This is a genomic window from Streptomyces europaeiscabiei (genome assembly GCF_036346855.1).
Lineage (GTDB): Bacteria > Actinomycetota > Actinomycetes > Streptomycetales > Streptomycetaceae > Streptomyces > Streptomyces europaeiscabiei.
This window is the reverse complement of the sequence record NZ_CP107841.1, coordinates 794,785-816,201: the sequence shown is the minus strand read 5'-3', so window position 1 is coordinate 816,201 and position 21,417 is coordinate 794,785. Positions and strand designations below refer to the sequence as shown.

Below are 21,417 nucleotides of genomic sequence, written 5' to 3'. Positions count from 1 at the left end.
CCGAGGCTCACCTCTGATCGGCCCCGACCAGTGCCCGGACCTCGAAGTCCTCGTACGCGGTCTCCTCCTGCCGGGGACCGAGGCAGGAGCCGAGCCAGCCCAGCAGGAAGCCCGCCGGGATCGACACGATGCCCGGGTTCTGCAGCGGGAACCACGCGAAGTCGGCGTTCGGATAGACCGAGTCGGGAGTGGAGGAGACGACCGGCGAGAACAGCACGAGCAGAACGGACGTGACCAGGCCGCCGTACAGGCTGAGCAGGGCACCGCGGGCGGTGAATCCGCGCCAGAACAGGCTGTAGACGATGGTCGGCAGGATGGCGGACGCGGCGATCGCGAAGGCCAGGAACGCCAGGGTGGCGGTGTTGGTGCCCCAGGCGAGGAGGGCGAACATCATGCTGAGGACGCCCAGGATCACCGCCGCGATCCGGGCTACGCCCAACTCCTGCGTCTCCTTCGCCTTTCCCTTGCGGAGGACCTCGCCGAAGAGGTCGTGGGCGACGGACGAGGCGGCGGCGAGCATGAGGCCGGCGGCGACGGCGAGCAGGGTGACGAAGGCCAGGGCCGAGACGATCGCCGTGAGGACCTCGCCGCCGAGTTCCTTGGCGAGCAGCAGTACGGCCGCGTCACCCTTGTGGTCGATGTCCGAGATGGTGTCCCGGCCCACGACGGCGGTGGCGCCGAGGCCCAGCACGCCGGCCATCAGGCACACGAACCCGACGAGGCCCACGGCCCACACCACCGAGGCGCGCAGCACCCGGGTCCTGCGCGGGGCGAACATCCGCATCATCACGTGGGGGAGCGCGGCGAGCCCGAGCACGATGGCCAGTTGCAGACTGAAGAAGTCGATCTTGCTGATGGGGCCGCCCCCGTAGCGCAGGCCCGGCTGGAGGTACGCGTCGCCCAGCCCGCTGCCCGCCTTCGCGGACGCCATCAGCTCGTCGACGTTCCAGTCGAAGCGGTTCAACACCAGCACGGCGACCACCGTGACCCCGGCGACGAGCATCACGGCCTTGACCACCTGGATGAAGGTGGCGCCCGGCATGCCGCCGATCGCCGCGTAGATGGTCACGATCGTGCCGATGATGATCACGACCATGGTGCGTGTGGTCGGGCCGGGTTCGCCCACGAACTGTGTCATCAGCGCGATGCTGCCGACCAGTTGGGCCACCAGATAGAGGGTGCACACGGAGAGCGTGCAGATGGCGAGCGCCAGCCGGACGGGCCGGTGCCGCAGCGGGAACCGCCGGGCCAGGGCGTCACCCAGGGTGAACCTGCCCGAGTTGCGCAGGGGTTCGGCGATGAGCAGCAGCACCATCATCCAGGCGACGACCGTGCCGCCGAGGTAGAGCAGCCCGTCGTACCCGGTCAGGGCGACGAGGCCGGTGCTGCCGAGCAGGGTCGCGGCCGAGAGATAGTCGCCGCACATGGCGAGGCCGTTGCGCAGCGGCGACATGTCACGGTTGCCGAGGTAGAACTCGCTGATCTCGTCCCGCTGCGGTGCCGTCAGCAACGCGGTGAACAGGGTGATGACGACGACGGACAGGAACAGCACGAACGTCAGCCGCAGGCTGAACGCGTCCGCCACGCTCGCGGAGACGGTCACCATGCGCCGAACCGCCGTCCGGCCGGGACGCGCCGCTGCTCGGCCTCCTGGTCCTCCAGGTGGGCACGGAGTCGACGGACGACCGGGTCGATGTTCTTGCGCATGTGCCGTACGTACAGGAACGCGGTCGCACCCATGACGGCGAACTGCGCCAGGCCGAGGGCCAGCCCCAGCGTCAGATGTCCGATCAATCGCTGATTCATTACTCCCGGAACGAAACTCGACAGGAGGACGTACGACAGGAATCCCCCCACGGACAAGGTGGTCGCCCATACTCCGAATCTGCGATATGCCGCGCTTATTGAACGAAATTCAGGGTGTGCGTGTATCGGCTGCCGGCCTGTTCGTGTGGGGGGAATCGGTGGGGAACTGTCGTGCCGTGCCGTGTAGTTGGACACAATGCACCCTCTTCGCTGCCTTATGCCTGTGGGGGAGAAGGCGGAGTATGGCAGCAACGCAATTGAAGTATCAACTGCGTTGGCGGGATGAATTTTGTGGACGTTTCGCGGTTGGCCGACATGCGGTGCGCAGCTTTTTAGCTGAGCAATGTTCTTGTTTCTGTCGTCAGGCCCAGCGATGTCCCCAGTCGGGTCCGGTCCGCGCCCACTCCTGTTCCCATTCGGCGAGCCGATGCCGAATGGCGACCCGGCGGACGAGCACGTGCCCGAGCAGCACGATGCCGACGACGCCGCCGGTGGCGCAGGTCCCCATGGCCATCGCGTGCTGCCAGACGGCCGTGTCGGTCGGCGGCGGCTGGACGCTGCGGCCCGCCTCGTCCAGCCAGACGTCGGCGCGGTCGCCGCGCTCGGTGCCCGCCGGCACCCGGGCCTCACCGGTACGGGAGCCGCCGTCGGGCTCCGTCCAGCGTGCCCGGACCCAGAACGTGGGCTGTTTGTCGTCGTGCGCCGAGGGCACCGAGGCCGGGGCCCGCTCGACGATCACCGCGCTGACCCGGTCGAGCGCGGCCCGCTCGGCCACCGCGTGCGCCCGCGCGTCCCCGTGGGCCCACCGGCCCACCGCGAACCCGACGGTCGGGGCGCCGAGGACGAGCAGAAGCGCGACGAACAGCACCGTCCACGCCTCGACGACATCCGACCGTCGGCGCAGTGGATTGGGCCGCCAACGCCACCCGAACACCTGGCCTCGCATCTCGCCCTCCCTCACCGGCCCGGCCCTCGCACGCGAGAACCCCGGTTAGGACTGGTCCGCACTTCCGGTGTACCCGAAAGCGGGCGTGATGGCATGATTTGCGTCGGAAATCATGGAAACGAGGCCGCCGGAGCTTGCGATGTCCGGGCCCGAGGGCCGTCCGAACCGCTCCGAAGGGGCAGCCGAACCGCTCCGAAGGGGCAGCCGAACCGCTTCGAAGGGGCAGCCGAACCGCTCCGAAGGGGCAGCCGGGCCACTCAAAAAGCACGCCAGCCACGTGAAGAGTCAGCCGGGCCACTTGATGTCGGTCGGGCTTCCCGAAGCGTCATCCGGGCTGCCTGAAGCGTCCAGCCGAATCGGTCAAAGCGTCGGCGGGACTGTTTGAAGTGTCAGTGGGGCCGTCTGGAGCGTCGGCGGGACTGTTTGAAGTGTCAGTGGGGCCGTCTGGAGCGTCGGCGGGACTGTTTGAAGTGTCAGTGGGGCCGTCTGGAGCGTCGGCGGGACTGTCCGAAGGGCAGCCGAAGCGGCCGAGCGGTCAGCCGAACCGCTCGATGCGGATGCGGTCCACGGGCTGCCCGGCCTCGACCAGCAGCCGCGAGGCGTGTTCGGCGAACGCGTTGGAGCCGCACACATAGGCCTCCCACCCGCCCGGCGGCCGCTCGGCCATCAGCGGCGCCACATGCGCCGCCGACAGCCGTCCCACTGGCACCCCCTCGGGTGCCCGACGGGTGAAGACGGCCGTGGTCTCCGTGCCGTACTCCGCCGCGTAGACCAGTTCCTCGGGCCCGCGCGCGGACACCAGCAGTCGCAGCGGTACGTCGAGCCCGTGCGTCCGGTGATGGCGGATCATCGACATCAGCGGCACGACACCGGAACCGGCGCCGATCAGCAGCGCGGGCCGGTCCCCGGGCCAGGCGAAGAAGCCACTGAGCGGGCCGCGCACCTCGACCTCGTCGCCGGGCCGGGCCTCGGTGTGGAACCACCCGGAGACCTCGCCGCCCTCGACATGGTCCAGGGTCAGCTCGATGTGTCCGGTGTCGTCCGGCGGGGACGCCAGTGAGTAGTGGCGCTGCGCCGTGTAACCGTCCTCGGCGGTCAGCCGCAGCATCAGATGCTGCCCCGGCAGATGTCCCGCCCACCCGGGCACTGCGAAGCGGAACGTGGCCACGGCCGGAGTCTCCCGCCGGATCTCCGTCAGCGTGGCCCTCTGCCAGAGCGCCGCGGCCCGCTGGCTCACAGTGATACGGCCGGGCACGGCGAACCGTGCGGGTGGTGTGAAGGCCGGTTCGGTCGGTGCCGTCCCAGGCTGGGTCGTCATCACGGGCAGTGTCGTCTCAGTCACCGGAGTACCGCTGCTCCTCCCACGGGTTGCCCCGCGCGTGATAGCCGTTCTGCTCCCAGAAGCCGGGCTTGTCGTGGTCGAGGAGCCGCAGCCCCGCGATCCACTTGGCGCTCTTCCAGAAGTACAGATGCGGCACCAGCAGCCGCGCCGGGCCGCCGTGCTCGGCGGGCAGCGGCTTGCCGTCGTACTCCCAGGCGATCCAGGCGCGCCCGCCGGTGAGGTCGGCGAGCGGGAGGTTCGTGGTGTAGCCGCTGTGGGAGTACGCGACCGCGTGGGTGGCGGACGCGTCGGGCCGGACCACGTCCAGGAACGCGTCCAGCGAGACACCCCCGAACCGCACCCCGAACTTCGACCAGCTCGTCACACAGTGGATGTCGCCCTCGTACGGCGACGCCGGCAGCGCGTGCGCCTCGTCCCAGTCCCAGGAGCGCGGTTCCGCCACCAGTCCGTCGATCCGGAACGTCCAGTCGGCGGGCGCGAGGTCGGGGGTGACCTCGGCCGACAGGACGGGCCAGTCGTCGCCGGCGTCGTACTGGCCGGGCGGCAGTCCGGGATGGTGGACGCGAGGGCGTCCGGTGAAGCCTCGGGTGACGTTCATGGGGGTCCAACGTGACGGTGGTGGCTGCTGAGTCATCCCACCGTACGTGCCGGTGGGAGGCGCTCCGACCCCGGGGCCGCGCTGCGATCATTGCGGCCGCGTGAACTCTTCGCCAGCCCGGGAATAGCGCCTCGGCGATCTTCCTTGCCGCCTTCAGTCGCTGCCGACGTACCCGATGGCCGACGACCAGGTGACAGCAGAGCAGAGCGGAGAGCGCATGTCCGAGTACGCGAGTGGCAGCAAGGGTGCGGGCAGCGCGCCGCACGTCCTCGACAACCCCGCCCTCGCCTCCCTCACCGGGCCGCACGCCCACTTCGCCGAGCGGCGCGGCCGAGTGCTGCGCTACCCGCTGGACGTGTCGCCGTGGCTGGGCCTGCCCGACGAGCCCGACGCGGACGACTGGGCCGACCTCGCGGTGCTGGCCGGCCCCGGCGCCGAGGTCCCGGTCCCGGCCTACACCGGGGGCTTCCCGGCCGGCTGGGAGGTGACCTTCGACCTGGCGGGCGTACAGCTCGTCGACGACGGGGTCGCCGCGGCCCCCGACGACGAGGCCGTACTCCTCGGCGCCGCCGACGTGCCCGAGATGCTCGACCTCGTCGAGCGCACCCAGCCCGGCCCCTTCCTGCCCCGCACCGTCGAACTCGGCACCTACCTCGGTATCCGCCGGGGCGGTGCCCTGGTCGCCATGGCCGGCGAGCGGCTGCACCCGCCGGGCTGGACCGAGATCAGCGCGGTCTGCACCGACCCGGCCTTCCGCGGCGCGGGCCTCGCCACCCGCCTCGTCCACGCCGTCGCCCACGGCATCCGCGAACGCGGCGAGACCCCCTTCCTCCACACCGCCGCGACCAACACGACCGCCATCCGCCTCTACGAATCCCTCGGCTTTCGCCTGCGCCGCAGCACCCGCTTCATGGCGGCTAGGGTGCCGGTGGTCGAGCCGGGGGAGCAGCGGGTGGTGGTGTAGCGGGCTCCCCGCTCGGCCGGGGGCGGCCGAGCGGGGAGCCCGCTCCTGGACTGGTGGGCCCGGACCGGTGGGCCGGGGGCGTCCCGAGCCTCGACGGTGCGACAGGAAGCCGTGCCGGCCGGCTGCCGTGGGACAGTACATGTGCCCGGCCCCTCCCGTGGTGCGATGCGTGCCCGACCGCTGTGGCCGGCGGCCGTACGACCGGAAGCAGTGCCGTGGCCAAGGGCCGGGTGACGCACAGCAGTGCCGGGAGCTTCCGGCGCGCGGTGCGATGCCGATCGCGGCGGCCACCTGCCGTGCGACCCGACCCGACCCGATCCGCCCCGACCCGACCCGATCCGCCCCGATCCGCCCCGACCCGATCCGGCCCGTGTCGTGCCGGCACCGCCGGACCGCGCGGGCGAAGGCGGACCACGGTCTCGCCCGTCGCACCCTCGGAGACGGCTCTTGATCATGGGGTAGGGTGACCGGGCCAGTCAGCACGTGAACCGAGGAGGTGGGACCCATTACCGCTGTGTCAGGTCGGGTGCTCTCACCTCAACGCGGCGCGGTGCATCGCCGATAGGCCACCGCGGGAGCGCCCTTCGGCCCACCGAAAGGCTTCTCGGCTGTCATGCCACTTCTCTCAACCTCCTCTGTCGTCACGGCACTTCGCGCCGCCGGTTGCGTCTTCGCCGAGGACGAGGCGGAGTTGATCCTCACCACCGCACGCACCCCGGACGAGGCCGCCGCCATGGTCGACCGGCGTATCGCAGGCCTGCCCCTCGAACTCGTCCTCGGCTGGGCCGAGTTCGCGGGACTGCGCATCACCGTGGAACCCGGCGTGTTCGTCCCCCGGCGCCGCACCGAGTTCCTCGTCGAGCGGGCCCTCGCCACCGTCCCCGACGCCTCGGTAGTCGTCGACCTCTGCTGTGGCTCCGGTGCGGTGGGCGCCGCCCTGGCCTCCTCGCTCGACGCGGCCGAACTCCACGCCGCCGACATCGACCCGACGGCGGTCCGCTGCGCCCGCCGCAACATCGCCCCGCACGACGGCCACGCCCATGAAGGAGACCTCTTCGCGGCGCTGCCCGACTGCCTGCGGAGCCGCGTCGACATCCTCGCGGCGAACGTCCCCTACGTCCCGACCGGCGAGGTCCCGCTCCTGCCGAGCGAGGCCCGCGACCACGAACCCCTCGTCGCTCTGGACGGCGGCAGGGACGGCCTCGACGTCTTGCGCAGAGTCGCCGCCGAGGCCGCCGAATGGCTCGCCCCGGGCGGCTGTCTGCTCGTCGAGACGAGCGAACGCCAGGCGCCGCTCGCCCTCGACACCTTCCACCGCAACGGCCTCACCGCACGCACGGCCGTCTCGGAGGAGATGTACGCCCACGTGGTCCTCGGCACCAGACCCTGACGCACCGAAGGGCTCACTCAAGGCTCGCCGCGCCCTGATGTGGCCTTGCCCTCAACCATTGTGCAACTAGTTGCATAAACCCTGTGGCGTCGTCTACAACCTTGATGACGACGCCACGCACGGAGGGCCCCATGAGCCGTTACCCGCACCTGCTGAGCCCGCTCGACCTGGGCTTCACCACGCTCCCCAACCGCGTGCTCATGGGCTCCATGCACGTGGGCCTGGAGGAGGCCGAGCGCGGCTTCGAGCGCATGGCGGAGTTCTACGCGGCCCGAGCACGCGGGGGAGTGGGCCTCATCGTCACCGGCGGCATCGCGCCCAACGAGGCCGGACGCCCCTACGAGGGCGGCGCCAAGCTCACCACCGACGCCGAGGCCGAGAAGCACGGGGAGATCACCGACGCCGTGCACCGCGAGGGTGGCCGTATCGCGATGCAGATCCTGCACTTCGGTCGGTACGCCTACCACCGCGACCTGGTCGCGCCCAGCGCCCTCCAGGCCCCGATCAGCCCGTACGTCCCGCACGCACTCACCGACGCCGAGGTCGAGCAGACGATCGACGACTACGCGCGGGCGGCCCGCCTGGCCCGGCAGGCCGGGTACGACGGCGTCGAGATCATGGGCTCCGAGGGCTATCTGATCAACGAGTTCATCGCCGCCGGGACCAACCACCGTGACGACCGCTGGGGCGGCTCGTACGAGAACCGGACGCGTTTCCCCGTCGAGATCGTGCGCCGGGTGCGCGAGGCGGTCGGGGAGGACTTCATCGTCGTCTACCGGCTGTCGATGCTCGACCTCGTGCCCGGCGGCTCCAGCTTCGACGAGGTGGTCATCCTGGCCAAGGCCGTCGAGGCGGCCGGGGCGACCATCATCAACACCGGTATCGGCTGGCACGAGGCCCGCATCCCCACCATCGCGACCTCGGTGCCACGCGGCGCGTACTCCTGGGTGACCCGCAAGCTCATGGGCGCGGTCTCGGTGCCGCTCGTGACGACCAACCGCATCAACACCCCCGAAGTGGCCGAGGAGCTGCTCGCCGACGGCCACGCCGACATGGTGTCCATGGCCCGCCCGATGCTCGCCGACCCGGACTTCGTCAACAAGGCCCGTGAGGGCCGCTCCGACGCCATCAACACCTGCATCGGCTGTAACCAGGCCTGCCTCGACCATGTCTTCAGCGGCGAGATCACTTCCTGCCTGGTCAACCCGCGCGCCTGCCACGAGACGGAACTCGTCCTCTCCCCGACCCGGCTGCGCAAACGTGTCGCGGTCGTCGGCGCGGGCCCGGCAGGCCTCGCCTGTGCCGTGAGCGCGGCCGAGCGCGGCCACGAGGTCACGCTGTTCGATGCCGCGGGCGAGGTCGGCGGCCAGCTCAACGTGGCCCGCAAGGTCCCCGGCAAGCAGGAGTTCGACGAGACCCTGCGCTACTTCCGCCACCAACTCGACGCGCACGGCGTCGACGTACGCCTGGACACCCGTGTCGAGGCCGACGACCTCACGGCCTACGACGAGGTCGTCGTCGCCACCGGTGTGACCCCCCGCATCCCCGAACTCCCCGGCGTCGACCACCCCAAGGTCCTGGGCTACCTGGACGTCCTGCGCGACGGCGTCGCCGTGGGTGACCGCGTCGCGATCCTCGGCGCGGGCGGCATCGGCTTCGACGTCGCCGAGTACCTGACCGACGGCGGGGACAAGACGAGCGAGGACCCGGCCGCGTACTTCCGTCAGTGGGGCGTCGACATGGACTACCGCGTCCCCGGCGGCCTCGCCGCCCCCGAACGCCCCGCCCCGCCGCGTTCGGTCCACCTCCTCCAGCGCAAGACCTCCAAGGTCGGCGCCGGACTCGGCAAGACCACCGGCTGGATCCACCGCACCGAGCTCAAGCACCGCGGTGTCACCATGGTCCCCGGCGTGCAGTACGACCTGATCGACGACGCCGGACTGCACGTCACCGTCGACGGGGTCCGCCAGGTGCTGGAGGTCGACACGGTCGTCCTCTGCACGGGTCAGGACCCGCGCCGCGGCCTGTACGACGAGCTGATCGCCGCCGGGCGGTCCGCGCACCTCATCGGCGGCGCCGACGTGGCGGCCGAACTGGACGCCAAGCGGGCGATCAAACAGGGGACGGAGCTGGCGGCGGCGCTGTAGGAGCCTGGCCGCGGGGTGCGTGCGGCTGTCGTGATCTCCGGCCTTCCTAGGATGAGCCCATGTCACTCCCGCACGCGATCCTCACCGCCCTGCTCGAAAAGCCGTCGTCGGGCCTTGAGCTGACCCGGCGGTTCGACAGGTCGATCGGCTACTTCTGGTCGGCGACGCACCAGCAGATCTATCGCGAGCTGGGGAAACTGGAGGGCGAGGGCTTCATCAGGGCCCTGCCCTCCGAGCGGCCCGCCCGGGGGCAGAAGAAGAGCTACGAGGTACTGCCGGCCGGGCGCGAGGAACTGGCCCGCTGGACCTCGGCACCCCAGGACCCCAAGCCGTGGCGCGACGCGCTCTTCGTCCGGCTGCGCGCCGCCGCTGTCGTGGGCACGACCGGTCTGGAGGACGATCTGCGGCGCCATCTCGCCCTGCATCGGCAACAGTTGGCGGAGTACGAGAAGATCGAGGAGCGGGACTTCGGGCCCGGCCGGGACACGGCCCAGGACCGGCTTCAGCATCTGATCCTGCGGGCGGGCATCGACCTGCAGACGTTCTGGACCCAGTGGCTGACGAAAGCTCTGGAGGAGTTCGGGACGCTGCCGGAGAACACCGGCGGCGGTGCGGAGAGCACCGGCGGCGGTGCGGAGAGCACGGGGAGCGAGTAGGCGGCCGTCCGCGTCACGGGGCGACCGCGCACCCGGGGCTCACAGCCTGTGGGGCTTCGCGCGGCGGCGCAGGTACCAGACGGCCGCCCCCGTGCCCACGGCCACCAGCGCCCCGCCGCCCACGAGGGTGACGGTGCCGTACTCCCGGGTGGCGCCACCGACACCGCCCATGACGCCCCGTGCAGGCGAGGCCGTCGTGGAGATGGCGGGGGTGGAGGCGGTGACGATGACGGACTGGGTGCCCGCCGTGGTTCCGTCCTTGCACACCGCGATCACGGTGTACGTACCCGGGCCCACGTTCGCCCAGGAGGCGGCCTGGGTGGTGCTCGTGCCGGTGAGGGTCGCCTGACGACCCTGGGAGAAGTTCGCCTGCCCGCTGGAGAGCAGCGAGGCGGTACCGAACGTGCCGTTGGTGCTGGTGGGGCAATCGTTGGTGGTGACGGCGACCACGGATCCCGTGGTGCTCACCGAGATCCCCGTGGGGGCGGCGACGGCCGACGGCGCGGCCAGGGCGATCGGCAGCACGGCGGCGGCCGCGGTCGGGCCGAAGCGGAGGAGTAGCTGAGACGTACGCATGGTCTGCCCTCCAGCGGCACGGTGGCGGCACGTCCCGTGCGCCGCCGAGGATCGGGAGACCCGTGCTGCCTCAGGGTGAGCCAACGTGCAGTTCGCCCCGACCGCATGCGGACGGGGCCCGGGCAGGTGACGGACTCCGCCGTGCGGGGGAACCTGCTCGCCCGGCGGCGCTCGACGCGGCTCACCCGCCCGCCGTGGCCTCCCGGGTCACTCGCCGATGGCGTCCCGGGTCCCCGGGTCACTCGCCGGTGGTCACCGTCCGTTCCGCGGAGAAGCCGCCCCAGGTCCCGTCCGGGAGCTTCGCGCGGATCCGCACCCGGTATGACGCCCCGGACTCCCGGCCCAGGTAGAAGCTGTAGGAGGCCCGGTCCCGGGGCGGGGTCCCGCCCCAGACGAGCGAGGTCGCCCGCCGCCCGTCGAGCTGGATCTCGTACTCCGTGATCACACCGTCGACCCGCGGCGGCAGCCACGACAGGTCGATGGAGTACGCCCCGTCGGCCCGGCGGGTGCCGGCGCGGAACCCGGTGGGCGCGGTGCCCCGCCCGTCGTCCGCCCCCGGCTCGGTGGTGAGCCGTACCGCCCGGCTCGCGGGCGAGACGTTGTCCGCCGCGTCCCTCGCCCGCACGGTGAAGGAGTACCGGGTGCCGGGCCGCAGCCCCGTGACCACGGCCGCCGTCTGTTCCCCGCCAACGCTGTGGATCTTCGAGTCGCCCTGCAGGATGTCGTACGACACCACGTCCCGGTCATCCGTCGACGGCCCCCAGGACAACTGCGCCGCCTTGCTCTCGAGCGCTTTTCCGCCGAGGCCCCCTGGGCGGGTCGGGGCCCGGCGGTCCGCCGTCCCGGCGGCGGGCGTCGTGGCCCGGACCTCCGCGCTGGGCGGCCCGAGGCCCCCGTGGGTGCCGCGGGCCCGGACCGTGAACACGTAGGTGGTCGACGGCCGGAGCCGGGTGATGTCCACCATGTGCTCACCGCCCGGCACGTCCTTCACCTTCGTGCGGCCCCGGTACACCTCGTACCCGGCTGTCTCCGGCTCACCGGATGCCCGGTTCCACATGACGTGCACGCTGGTGGCGCTGCCCGCCTCCGCGGTCACGCCGGGTGGGGCCGACGGCGTCCGGCGACCGGGGCTCTCCTCCGTCGCGCAGGCGGACGTGAGGAGCAGCGCGCCGCAGATCAGCGACACCGGGACGAGTGCCGGGACGAGTGCCGGCACGGGAACGCGTCGCACGATCCTGCCCCCCGATCGTCGAACCATGGCGGGATTGGTCTGTACCTATCTCCCTGTATGGCACGACCGACGCGGTCACATCAAGAGGTGAGCGGGGAGTGAACGACCGCCGCCCAGCGCCGCGCCCGATGGCCGTGGTGGCTGCGACGCGGTTCACGGCACGGCGGGCGGATACGTATGCTGGTGCTCTGACACGGCGTGAACTCGCGTGATTTCCAGGCCCGTTCGCGTCGTACGGCGCGGGCCGCTGTCGTCGCCGATCCCGCGCCGACTAGAGCGGCCGAGCGGCCGGGGCCGAGTCCGGCCCGGGCCCTCGGCCGCGCACTTGTGCGACGGGCGCCGTGATCCGTCCGGCCCTCTCCCGGTGGCCGTCCTCTTCGACGCGCACCACCTTTGGGTGAGTGTCCGTCATGTTCCCCCAGGAGAGGGTTCCTCATCGTGCGTGTCCGCTCGTTGACGCTGGCCGCCGTCGGCGCCGCCCTGCTGGCCCCCGTCGCCCTGCCCGCCCTGGCCCACCCGCAGCGGCCCGTGCACCGGGAGGGCGGTGTGACCGCCGCCGAGCTGCTGGCCAAGGCGCGTGGCTGCGTCCGAGTGTCCGAGGGGTTGTACAGAAGCGACGCGGGCACCCCCGCCGGCATCCCGGTCTGCGGCGTCGACGGCGCGGTGTTCTGGAAGGCCGACATGGACATCGACTGCGACGGTCGGCCGAGCCCGCGCTGCAACAGGAGCACCGACCCGTGGTTCCAGCCCGCCACGTCGTTCCTGCAGTCCGACGGCCGGTACCTACGCTCCGAGAGCCTGCCGTTCATCGTCGTCCCCGTCGCGAGCCGTGTCTGGGACTACCGGGTCCACGGCATCAAGGGCGGTTCGGTCGCCGCCGTCGTGTACAAGGGCAGGGTCCAGTACGCCGTCGTCGGCGACACCGGACCCCAGAACATCATCGGCGAGGCCTCGTACGCCACGGCCGAGGCCCTCGGAATCCGCCCCGACCCGCGCAAGGGCGGTACGGCCTCCGGCGTCACCTACATCCTCTTCGAAGACTCCAGGGTGACCCCGATCGAGGACCACGAGGCGGCGGTGGAGCTGGGGGAGGAACTGGCGCGGAAATGGGTGGGAGGGGTGGCGATGAGCAGAGGGGCGACGATGCGTGGCGGGGCGGCGGGCTGACCTCACCGGTTCGGGGCCTGTCGCCGATCGGGCGACAGGCCCGAACCCGTGTGCCGGGTTCCTCGGATGATCACTCCTTGCGGTACGCGTACGCCTCCGAAGCCGCGGCGGCCACCGCCGTGAGGTCCGCGCCCGTCGAGGCCGTGACGACCGCGGCGACGGCGCCCTCGACGAACGGGGCGTCGATCAGGCGGGTGTCCGCGGGGAGTTCGTCGCCCTCGGCGAGGAGGGCCTTCACGGTGAGGACCGCGCTGCCGAGATCGGCGAGGACCGCGACGCCGGCGCCGCGGTCGACGGAGGCCGCCGCCGCGGAGATCAGCTCGGCGCTGGTGCCCAGGCCGCCGTCCTCGGTGCCGCCGGCCGCGGCGACGGGAACGGCGGCGCCCCCACCGGTGAGCCCCATCGCCAGCTCGGCGACCGAGGCGGCGACGGCGGCACTGTGCGACACCAGCACGATGCCGACCGGCTTCACATCAGACATCGGTGGCCTCCGGGCTCCCGGCGGCGGTGGCGAGGGCGGCGATCAGCAGCGCGGCGGACGTGGCACCGGGGTCCTGGTGCCCGATGCTCCGCGCACCGAGGTAGCTGGCCCGGCCCTTGCGGGCCTGCAACGGCGTGGTCGCCAGGGCGCCCTCCTCGGCGGCGGCCCGTGCGGCGACGAACGACTCGGCGAGCGCGTCGACCGCCGGGACCAGCGCGTCGATCATGGTCTTGTCGCCCGGAGCGGCCCCGCCCAGCGCCATCACCGCGTCGACCCCGGCGCGCAGCGCGTCCGTCAACTGAGTCTCGCTCACCTCGGCCGTGTCACCGAGCGCCTTGCCGGTGCGGCGCAGCAGAGTGCCGTACAGCGGGCCGGACGCGCCACCGACGGTCGAGATCAGCTGCCGTCCGGCGAGCACGAGGACGGCGCCGGGCGTGTCCGGCGCCTCCTTCTCCAGCACGGCCGCCACGGCGGCGAACCCCCGGCGCAGATTGCTGCCGTGGTCGGCGTCCCCGATCGGCGAGTCGAGCGCCGTGAGCCGCTCGGCCTCGCGTTCCACCGAGGCCGCGACGACCGTCATCCAGCGACGGAAGAAGTCGGCGTCGAGCACAAAATCTCCTTGCGTGATACGTGAATTGACAGACAGTCAGGACGCGGTCGCGAGACCTTCGTCGGGCGGGGCGGCCGTCGGCCGCCTCACACACCCCAGCGCAGTCCCGGTGTCCGCACGGGCGCGTCGTACAGCCGCAGCAACTCCTCGTCGACCTGGCACAGCGTCACCGACGCGCCGGCCATGTCGAGCGAGGTGACGTAGTTGCCGACGAGGGTGCGGGCGACGACGACCCCGCGTTCGGTGAGGACCCGCTGCACCTCCGCGTTGAAGCCGTACAGCTCCAGCAGGGGGGTGGCGCCCATGCCGTTGACGAGCAGCAGCACCGGATTGCGCGGGCTCATGTCGTCCAGGACGGCGTTCACCGAGAAGTCGGCGATCTCGCGCGAGGTCATCATCGCGCGCCGCTCACGCCCCGGCTCACCGTGGATGCCGACGCCCAACTCCAGTTCCCCGGCGGGGAGATCAAAAGTGGGGCTGCCCTTGGCCGGCGTGGAGCAGGCGCTGAGGGCCACCCCGAAACTGCGGGAGTTCTCATTGACCTGCCGGGCCAGTGCCTCCACCTGTTCCAAGGGCTGCCCCTCCTCGGCGGCGGCCCCCGCGATCTTCTCCACGAACAGGGTCGCGCCCGTGCCGCGCCGCCCGGCGGTGTAGAGGCTGTCGGTGACGGCCACGTCATCGTTGACGAGCACCTTGGCGATCCGGATGCCCTCGTCCTCGGCGAGTTCGGCCGCCATGTCGAAGTTCAGCACGTCACCGGTGTAGTTCTTCACGATGAACAGGACCCCGGCCCCGCTGTCCACGGCCGCGGCGGCCCGGACCATCTGGTCCGGCACGGGCGACGTGAACACCTCACCGGGACAGGCCGCCGACAGCATGCCGGGCCCCACGAACCCACCGTGCAACGGCTCGTGCCCCGAGCCACCCCCGGAAACCAGCCCCACCTTCCCGGCCACCGGCGCGTCCCGCCGCACCACCACCCGGTTCTCCACGTCCACGGTCAACTCGGGATGCGCGGCCGCCATCCCCCGCAACGCGTCCGCGACAACGCTCTCCGCGACGTTGATCAACATCTTCATGGGTGCCTCCTGGTGAGATGATGAGACGAGCCTCCGGCCGGCGCCTTTTGCAGGTCATCACAGGTTCGTTCAGTTGTCGACCTTGACGGTTCGTGGCGGTCGCGGTCGGGCTCCAACGGTACTGATGCTGACTCAATGCTGACTCAATGCTGACTCAATGCGGACTCAGTGCTGACTTTGATGACGAGGCGTCAGGTGTCTGGAGTGGTCGGGCACGGCTCGGCGGGATCGCATCTGCAGGAAGTATCGACCTAGCGGCAGCGAAGGTCACGTGCATGGGCGCTCATGCGCGTGCCAGGGTGCGCGCGGCCGACCTGGTGCGGCAGCGATGGCGTGGGGGCTCTGCCCTGAAGTCCAGGAAGGGAACGCTCGAATCGCCGGGCGAGTAGGTGTGCGGAAACCTCGGCTCTGACGATGCGGGCGCCTCGTCGGAGCCGAAGTACTTCCCTTACCGATCCAGCGAGTACATCACCGAGTTCTTCGCTGAGCTCGGCACGGACCGGGTGCACGACGGCTCGACCCGGCACCGTTGGGTGGCCGTGGACATGGTGGGCGGGGACCGGCGGCCGGGCACCTTCCTGACCAGGGCGTCCGCGACGTGGTCCGCGTCTGCGACGGCCGGGTACAAGGCGTGGGCGATGATCGGAATGTTCGACATTGATGATTCGATAACCCCAGTGTCGGCCGAACCACAGCTGCGCGGAGACCGGCTGGGCCCGCGCCGAACGCCAACACATCCGGCGAGGCGCCGCAGCGGCCACAGAGCAGCAAGACTCACCCGGCGGCCTCGCCCACTCCTGTCCATCGAACTCTTGACCAGGCATTTTCGCGGATTGCACTGGTCGATCTGTCGGTCCAGCCCACCGGATGGCTGGGCACGAACCGTCGGGGCAAAACTCGCTCCGGAGCGCATCACACGCAGGTGCCGCTCGTCGCACGAGCAGCTTGCGCGTGACGGCCCACGCTCAGGGGTGTTTCCCTGCCGATGGTCCGGGTCGCTCATTTGAAAGGATGCGGCGGGTGCCGGACAGGGCAGGGTGTGGAATCTATGACGGAACAGGGAACGACCCGGGATCCAGAGGCCCGCTTCCAGGCTCTGGCGCAGGTGGTGGTGGAGCCGCTGTACCGGTATCTGGTGCGGCGGGCGGAGGTGGACGTGGTCGATGACGTCCTCTCTGAGACGCTGCTTGTGCTCTGGCGTCGTCTCGACGATGTGCCGGGGCTCGGGGCAGGCCCCGCGGTCGATCCCGACGACGTACTGCCCTGGTGCTATGGCGTGGCCCGCGGCTGTCTGGCCAACGCCCGCCGAGCGGACAGACGTCGGCTGCGGCTGGTGGAGCGGCTGACCCGGACGCGCGAGGCGCTCCCGACCGCACCGGCCGACCACACCGACCTGCACGCCGCACTCGACAAGCTCGGCGCGCTGGATCGTGAGGTGGTGCTCCTGTGGGCGTGGGAGGAGCTGACGCCGCGCCAGATCGCGGAGGTGACCGGCATGACCTCCAATGCCGTGAGCATCCGGCTGCACCGGGCGAAGAAGAAACTCGCCGGACTGCTCGAGCGAAAGAACAGCGCACCGGCCGGACATGAGACGAGTGAAGGAAGGAGCAGTCGGTGAACGACGACGAGTTGCTGGCCCACCTGAAGGCCGTGGACCCGGCACTGACCTCGAACGCTCCATTGCCGGACGTCAACCGTCTTGTGGAGGACGCGATCACCCATGACACCAGGACCCACTCGGCGCCCAGCGCCGCCACCGTCACGGCTCTGCCGCCGAAGCGCCGCCCAGGCGCGGGCCGCCGTAACCTCCTCGCGCTGGCAGCGGTCGCCGCGCTGCTCGTGGGAGGCGGTATCACCTGGGGGATCACGACGAACCAAGGTCCGTCGCCCTCGGCCGGCCCTCTGGCTCTGACCGTTGAGGGCGTCGACAGCGGGGCACCCTCAGCCGCGTGCGCGAAGCCCACCGTCGACACACTGCGCGGCAATTCGACCGCTTTCGAGGGCACGGTGACCTCAGAAGCGGGCGACAGGGTCGAGTTCCGTATCGACCACTGGTACCGCGGCGGCGACACCACCACGGCCCGCCTCAGCAACGACGAGGACTGGCCGGAGGGATGGGTGTTCGAGGCGGGTCAGCACTACCTCGTGACCGCCGAGAACGGTGTAGTGCCGGTGTGCGGCGGAACGGTCCGGGCCACGGACCAGGACAGGAACCTGTTCCGCCAGGCCTTCGGGAAATGAGCGAACCCGGGTAGGCGCCGTGCCGCCCGGCTGGCGGGGCGCAGCGGCGCCCCATCGCACTTCAGCCTCATACGTCGGCACACCGCATCCGACGCGCGGCAGAAACATTCGGTCGCCGTACGGCGGCCTCGCATCGCGGTCTGCAGCCACGCAGGCCCCCCTCTCGGCACGGGAAGAGTTCCCTGTCCGCCGAACAGTCATCAAGGAGAAGAACCATGACCACTACGATCACTGCTGCCCGAAATGTGAAGAAGATACTGATGGTGACGGCTGCTTTCGCCTCTCTCGCCGTCGGATGCTCGTCGACTACGTCGGACGACACGAGCGCGAAGTCCCAGCCGGAGCAGGCAATTTCGAAGACCAGGTCGGAGAGCCCGGCCCAGCTTGCCCCCGCTGCCTGCGCGGAACCGCTCGACGTGGAGTTCGACGGCCGCGTCTACAGGGCCGTCGAGAACGTCGATTTCGAAATCGGTGGCAAGGCGGGCAGGGCCGTCTCGGTCACGTGCGACGACACGGACGGGAAGGACGACGCTCTCGTCCCTCAGCCGGAATCGCCCGCATACAAGATCCCCGGTGTCGACCCCGGCATCGCCATCGCGGTCGACGACGTCTTCTACGTGGTCAACTCCGGTAAGAAGCTGCCCGCCAGGGTTCAGAAGCTCATCGACGGCGCCACCACGAAGACCGAGGCGGCAACGCCGCTGCTTGAAAGCGCCTGCGCGGCGGAAGTGGAATTCGCCGGCCAGGTCTACACGGGCATCACCGTCCACCACGACTTCAAGGCGGGGAACAAGGTGGGCAAGGCCGTCCATGTCGCCTGCAACGACACACCCGACGACAACAACGACGGCCTCGTCCCTCAGCCGGAATCGCCCGCATACAAGATCCCCGGTGTCGACCCCGGCATCGCCATCGCGGTCGACGATTCCCTCGACACGATGCAGATCTACGTGGCCGACCTCGACAAGCCCCTGCCCACAGAGATCCAGAAGCTCACCAACGCCTCGTAACTCCCTGACACAGCCGCCGATCCTCCTTCCCCCTGGACAGCGCCCTTGCCTCGCCGCCCAGGGGGAGCGGGAGTGTCTGATCAACGGTCCTTTCTCACATTCGGTGGTGACAGGGTGTGGTGGCGGGCAGACGAGTACGTCCATTCCGAACCCAGAGGCCTTCTTCCGTCCTGCCTCCGTGGCCGCAGCGAATCGCACGGCCGATGTGCGCCGCCAGTGGGATTTCAGCCGCGACGGAGTGCTCCCCTCGATCGAGGACGCGCTGGAGCTCACCGGCCCCGACCGGCTGAGTGTCGTGTGACTGCATGCCCCCGGCGACCACTAGCGGTGAACCTCCGACCAGGCGGTGCGCGCGCGAACCTACGCGGCCAGATGGGCGTCGGAGCCGTCGGCCGACATCGACCAGTCCGATGCTCGTCCGGGTTTCTGCGCGAAACCACTCACCCCGATCGCCGCGGCCTTGACGTCACCACCCGCCTGCACCGGCTCCTTGAGCGCTGCCCGGAACTCAAATACGCCCACGACCTGGTCCGCCGGTTCGCCGTCATGCTCGACAACCGCGACGCCGGCTCCCTGCCTGCCTGGCTCGACGAACCCGCCAGCAGTGGACTGCCACCGCTTGCCTGTCTCGCCGGAGCCCTGCGCGAAGACCTGGAGGCTGTCGACCAAGGAATCGCCACGATCCACAGTTCTGCTGTCGACGAAGGCCGCATCACCGACGTCGAGCTCCAGAAGCGCCTCATGGCAGGACGAGCCCGTGTCCCACTTCTACGCCACCGCGTCGTCCTGATCGCCCACCTCCGCCGCCAATGCGCGGACCGGTCGATCACGGCACCGAAATGATCTACGCCTACGAAAATCTTGCCAAAGCCAGGCAACTTCGTACGCCCGTTGGTGGTTGTGCGGGCCCGGGCGACTGCGGAGCGGGCCGGATGTTCCGGCTGCGAGGTGAGGTCCGCGTGGGTGCACCACCGATAGGTACGTGGCCTTGCGGCCTTGCGGTCGGGCAGCGTCGGTTGGTGATCGAGTTACAGGTCCGTCGGTTCCGCTGCGGTGAGGGCGCGTGTCCGCAGACGACCTTCGCCGAGCAGGCCAGTGGAAGCGTCATCGGTGACTGGAAGAGAGGACCCTGTGCCCGCCGGCGAACAACGCCGGGGAGGGGCCCGAGGATCTCGAGCTTCCGCCTTCCAGCCAAGTGAAAGGCGTCAGCCGCGGTCCCTGGGGAACCGCGGCTGACGTCCGGTCAGGTGGTGAACGGTGTGGAGCCGTCTTCCGCGGTGATGCGCCACAAGTGGTCGGCGGTACCGGTGTCGTCCCATTGCAGGGCCTGGGCCCCGGACGACGTGGCCATGTTCTGGATGCCGAGCACCTTGCCGCTGTTCTTGTTGACGAGCTTGGCGTAGCCGCCGCCGGCGTCGACGATCGACCAGAGGTGGTCGGCGGTCAGGGTGTCACCCCACTGGAGCGCGGTGGCCCCGGCGGTGTTGGAGGCGTCCTTGATGCCGAGGACCTGTCCGCTGTTGGTGTTGAAGATCTTGTAGTAGCCGTTCTCGGCCGGGACGATCTTCCACCAGTGGTTGGCGGTGTTGTTGGCGGTCTGCTGCTGTACGGCGCCTCCGGGGGCGATGGAGGAGCCGTCGACGCCCAGCTCTCGACCGGCAAGGCCACCACACCAACAACTACTACCAGCTCGGCCAGTTCTCGAAATTCGTCGCCCCCGGCGCCACGCGCATCGGCTACAGCGACGGCGGCAACGTCTGGGCCCAGGCCTACAAGAACCCGGACGCAGGAGAGGTGCTGGTCGCGCACAACAACAACTCCAGCAGCACCGCTTTCACCGTCACCTGGAACAACGCGGGATCCTTCCAGTACACCCTGCCCGCCGGCGCCACGGTCACCTTCACCCGGAGCGCGCAGACGGCCGCCGCGCAGATCGTCGGCCAGGGGTCGAACCGGTGCCTGGACGACACCGGCAACGCTGCCAACGGTGTCCAGCAGTACATCTGGGACTGCGGTGTGCCCGGTACCGCCAACCAGGCCTACACCTATTCGGCGAGCCGTGAACTCCGGGTCGCGGGCAAGTGCCTCGGCGCGTCCGGGAACGGCACGGCCAACGGTACGAAGGTGATCACCTGGGACTGCAACGGCGGCTCCAGCCAGAAGTGGACCTTCCACGCGAACGGCAACGTCACCAACGACCTGTCCGGACTCTGCCTCGACGTGACCGGAACGGCAACGGCGAACGGTTCCAAGGTCCAGCTGTGGAGCTGCACCGGCGCATCCAACCAGAAGTGGTCGCTCTCCAGCGGAGGCTGACGAACGAACGGCCCCTGGCCCGTCCGCGTGTGCTCGCGGACGGGCCAGGGGCCGCGTGTCCTTTCCGGCTCCGAGTCGGCCGAGGCCGAGCGGCGTTGAGCAGGCCCGATCGACTGAAATGTCCGTCGGGGTGAGTCTGCTTGGCAACCCCTGAGCTACTGGTCGCGGAGAATCGACGACACGCATCGAGTCGTGTACAGGCCGACCGACGGCGAGTTGATCACCGTACAGGCGATATAGCGCGACTGATAAGCCGCCAAGGACAGTCAGCGGCGGAAACCCTGCAACCCCGCCAGAACCCGAAGTCGCGAGGCTCCTTACGCAGCGTGATCCAGCGGCGTTCGGTGAACTCCTCCACCCCGAAGCCCATGCCGAAGCGGCCGCACGGGCCATGAGTTCCCGCGCCTGCGCATCGCCCGGTACGTGCTGCAGGGCGACGGCCACCTCCGCGACGGCGGCGTCAGGCCGTCCGCCGTTCAACAGAAGTTGCGCCAGGTGCAGTCGTAGGGGGACGTCGGCAGGTGCCGCCGCAACAGCCGTACGAAGGCTCTGGATCAAGGGGGAGTCATCCTGCATGGACCACACCCTATGTGCATGACAACCGGGCAGCCGCCCCCCGATCAGTGCCGCTCCGTCCCAGCGACCGGCCTTCACACCCCCTGCAACGCCATGGCACGCCGAGCCCGCCCCGGACATTGCCACGGCCTTCTGCCTTCCATGCGCGCTGCAGCCCTCGCCGGCCTCGCCCTGGATCACAGTGACCAGGACCAACTGCCCGCCCGTGCTTGCCCGAACCAGCCTCTAGAGTGATCACCTGACGATCCGTCCTGAATCTGGGGGAACCGCTACCCCCTGTC

23 protein-coding genes and 2 pseudogenes are annotated in these 21,417 nt (G+C 70.3%); 11 read left to right on the top strand and 14 right to left on the bottom strand.

All coding sequences use genetic code 11. From position 1 onward, the window contains the following. Positions 1–7: 7 nt before the first annotated feature. The 5 genes from OG858_RS03870 to OG858_RS03850 form a co-directional block, all read right to left on the bottom strand. Entirely contained in the window at positions 8–1,606 is a 1,599-nt protein-coding gene (locus tag OG858_RS03870) for a solute symporter family protein (RefSeq protein ID WP_319068195.1), read from the bottom strand. Continuing rightward, on the bottom strand, positions 1,600–2,001 hold the full coding sequence (locus OG858_RS03865) for a DUF485 domain-containing protein (RefSeq protein WP_319068196.1): 402 nt from the start codon (positions 1,999–2,001) through the stop codon (positions 1,600–1,602). Before OG858_RS03865 ends, OG858_RS03870 begins: the two co-directional genes overlap by 7 nt. Positions 2,002–2,167: 166 nt before the next feature. Further along, positions 2,168–2,752: an Rv1733c family protein gene (locus OG858_RS03860; protein ID WP_319068197.1), complete on the bottom strand. Its 585-nt coding sequence runs from the start codon at positions 2,750–2,752 to the stop codon at positions 2,168–2,170. Between the two features lie 535 nt (positions 2,753–3,287). Then, entirely contained in the window at positions 3,288–4,070 is a 783-nt protein-coding gene (locus tag OG858_RS03855; protein WP_328545139.1) for a ferredoxin reductase, read from the bottom strand. 16 nt (positions 4,071–4,086) lie between these two features. Continuing rightward, the gene (locus OG858_RS03850; protein ID WP_319318360.1) at positions 4,087–4,692 is read right to left on the bottom strand and encodes a sulfite oxidase-like oxidoreductase; all 606 of its coding nucleotides are present in this window, start codon (positions 4,690–4,692) and stop codon (positions 4,087–4,089) included. A 217-nt stretch (positions 4,693–4,909) separates the two neighbouring features. On the opposite strand from OG858_RS03850, the gene OG858_RS03845 reads away from it, so the two are divergent. From OG858_RS03845 to OG858_RS03830, 4 genes are all read left to right on the top strand, one after another. Continuing rightward, entirely contained in the window at positions 4,910–5,656 is a 747-nt protein-coding gene (locus OG858_RS03845) for a GNAT family N-acetyltransferase (protein ID WP_319068201.1), read from the top strand. Between the two features lie 613 nt (positions 5,657–6,269). Next, complete coding sequence (locus OG858_RS03840; protein ID WP_328545140.1) at positions 6,270–7,046, top strand: putative protein N(5)-glutamine methyltransferase; 777 nt, start codon at positions 6,270–6,272, stop codon at positions 7,044–7,046. A gap of 131 nt (positions 7,047–7,177) precedes the next feature. After that, positions 7,178–9,193, top strand: a complete 2,016-nt coding sequence (locus OG858_RS03835; protein WP_327723269.1) for an NADPH-dependent 2,4-dienoyl-CoA reductase — start codon at positions 7,178–7,180, stop codon at positions 9,191–9,193. A 59-nt stretch (positions 9,194–9,252) separates the two neighbouring features. Then, on the top strand, positions 9,253–9,849 hold the full coding sequence (locus OG858_RS03830; RefSeq protein ID WP_319068206.1) for a PadR family transcriptional regulator: 597 nt from the start codon (positions 9,253–9,255) through the stop codon (positions 9,847–9,849). Between the two features lie 39 nt (positions 9,850–9,888). Here the strand turns inward: OG858_RS03830 and OG858_RS03825 are convergent, their stop codons facing one another. Further along, positions 9,889–10,425 carry a hypothetical protein gene (locus tag OG858_RS03825; RefSeq protein WP_037689057.1) on the bottom strand — a complete coding sequence of 179 codons (537 nt, stop codon included), beginning with the start codon at positions 10,423–10,425 and terminating at the stop codon, positions 9,889–9,891. A 238-nt stretch (positions 10,426–10,663) separates the two neighbouring features. Beyond that, complete coding sequence (locus OG858_RS03820; protein ID WP_328545141.1) at positions 10,664–11,656, bottom strand: fibronectin type III domain-containing protein; 993 nt, start codon at positions 11,654–11,656, stop codon at positions 10,664–10,666. Between the two features lie 438 nt (positions 11,657–12,094). Here OG858_RS03820 and OG858_RS03815 point away from each other — a divergent pair, with 438 nt between their 5' ends. After that, a complete protein-coding gene (locus OG858_RS03815; protein WP_319266319.1) occupies positions 12,095–12,823 on the top strand; it encodes a glycoside hydrolase family 75 protein in 729 nt (242 codons plus the stop codon). A gap of 70 nt (positions 12,824–12,893) precedes the next feature. Here OG858_RS03815 and OG858_RS03810 read toward each other — a convergent pair whose 3' ends face one another. The 4 genes from OG858_RS03810 to OG858_RS03795 form a co-directional block, all read right to left on the bottom strand. After that, positions 12,894–13,304, bottom strand: a complete 411-nt coding sequence (locus OG858_RS03810) for a PTS-dependent dihydroxyacetone kinase phosphotransferase subunit DhaM (RefSeq protein WP_319068211.1) — start codon at positions 13,302–13,304, stop codon at positions 12,894–12,896. Continuing rightward, a complete protein-coding gene (dhaL, locus tag OG858_RS03805) occupies positions 13,297–13,914 on the bottom strand; it encodes a dihydroxyacetone kinase subunit DhaL (protein WP_319266317.1) in 618 nt (205 codons plus the stop codon). The genes OG858_RS03810 and dhaL overlap by 8 nt, the downstream gene beginning before the upstream one ends. 86 nt (positions 13,915–14,000) lie before the next feature. Beyond that, entirely contained in the window at positions 14,001–14,993 is a 993-nt protein-coding gene (dhaK, locus tag OG858_RS03800) for a dihydroxyacetone kinase subunit DhaK (protein WP_086749464.1), read from the bottom strand. Between the two features lie 448 nt (positions 14,994–15,441). Further along, entirely contained in the window at positions 15,442–15,651 is a 210-nt protein-coding gene (locus tag OG858_RS03795; RefSeq protein ID WP_086749465.1) for a hypothetical protein, read from the bottom strand. Between the two features lie 390 nt (positions 15,652–16,041). On the opposite strand from OG858_RS03795, the gene OG858_RS03790 reads away from it, so the two are divergent. From OG858_RS03790 to OG858_RS03775, 4 genes are all read left to right on the top strand, one after another. Continuing rightward, positions 16,042–16,611, top strand: coding sequence for an RNA polymerase sigma factor (locus tag OG858_RS03790; protein ID WP_256960566.1), 570 nt, complete (start codon positions 16,042–16,044; stop codon positions 16,609–16,611). Then, positions 16,608–17,234 (top strand): hypothetical protein, encoded by a 627-nt coding sequence (locus OG858_RS03785; protein ID WP_328545142.1) that lies wholly within the window; start codon positions 16,608–16,610, stop codon positions 17,232–17,234. The genes OG858_RS03790 and OG858_RS03785 overlap by 4 nt, the downstream gene beginning before the upstream one ends. A 215-nt stretch (positions 17,235–17,449) precedes the next feature. Further along, positions 17,450–18,244 (top strand): DUF6281 family protein, encoded by a 795-nt coding sequence (locus tag OG858_RS03780; protein ID WP_143677263.1) that lies wholly within the window; start codon positions 17,450–17,452, stop codon positions 18,242–18,244. A gap of 178 nt (positions 18,245–18,422) precedes the next feature. Next, positions 18,423–18,545, top strand: a complete 123-nt coding sequence (locus OG858_RS03775) for a hypothetical protein (protein ID WP_256960567.1) — start codon at positions 18,423–18,425, stop codon at positions 18,543–18,545. A gap of 59 nt (positions 18,546–18,604) precedes the next feature. Here OG858_RS03775 and OG858_RS03770 read toward each other — a convergent pair whose 3' ends face one another. Next, a complete protein-coding gene (locus tag OG858_RS03770) occupies positions 18,605–18,913 on the bottom strand; it encodes a hypothetical protein (RefSeq protein WP_179201105.1) in 309 nt (102 codons plus the stop codon). A gap of 574 nt (positions 18,914–19,487) precedes the next feature. Next, on the bottom strand, positions 19,488–19,892 hold the full coding sequence (locus OG858_RS03765) for an RICIN domain-containing protein (RefSeq protein ID WP_327725971.1): 405 nt from the start codon (positions 19,890–19,892) through the stop codon (positions 19,488–19,490). Between the two features lie 83 nt (positions 19,893–19,975). Here OG858_RS03765 and OG858_RS03760 point away from each other — a divergent pair, with 83 nt between their 5' ends. Further along, the gene (locus tag OG858_RS03760) at positions 19,976–20,560 is read left to right on the top strand and encodes an RICIN domain-containing protein (protein ID WP_327725970.1); all 585 of its coding nucleotides are present in this window, start codon (positions 19,976–19,978) and stop codon (positions 20,558–20,560) included. Positions 20,561–20,716: 156 nt separating this feature from the next. Then, positions 20,717–20,800, top strand: a pseudogene (locus OG858_RS03755) (type II toxin-antitoxin system YoeB family toxin); the annotation flags it as partial. 137 nt (positions 20,801–20,937) lie between these two features. Here the strand turns inward: OG858_RS03755 and OG858_RS03750 are convergent. Further along, positions 20,938–21,136 (bottom strand): annotated as a pseudogene (locus OG858_RS03750) (tetratricopeptide repeat protein); the annotation flags it as partial. Positions 21,137–21,417 lie beyond the last annotated feature (281 nt).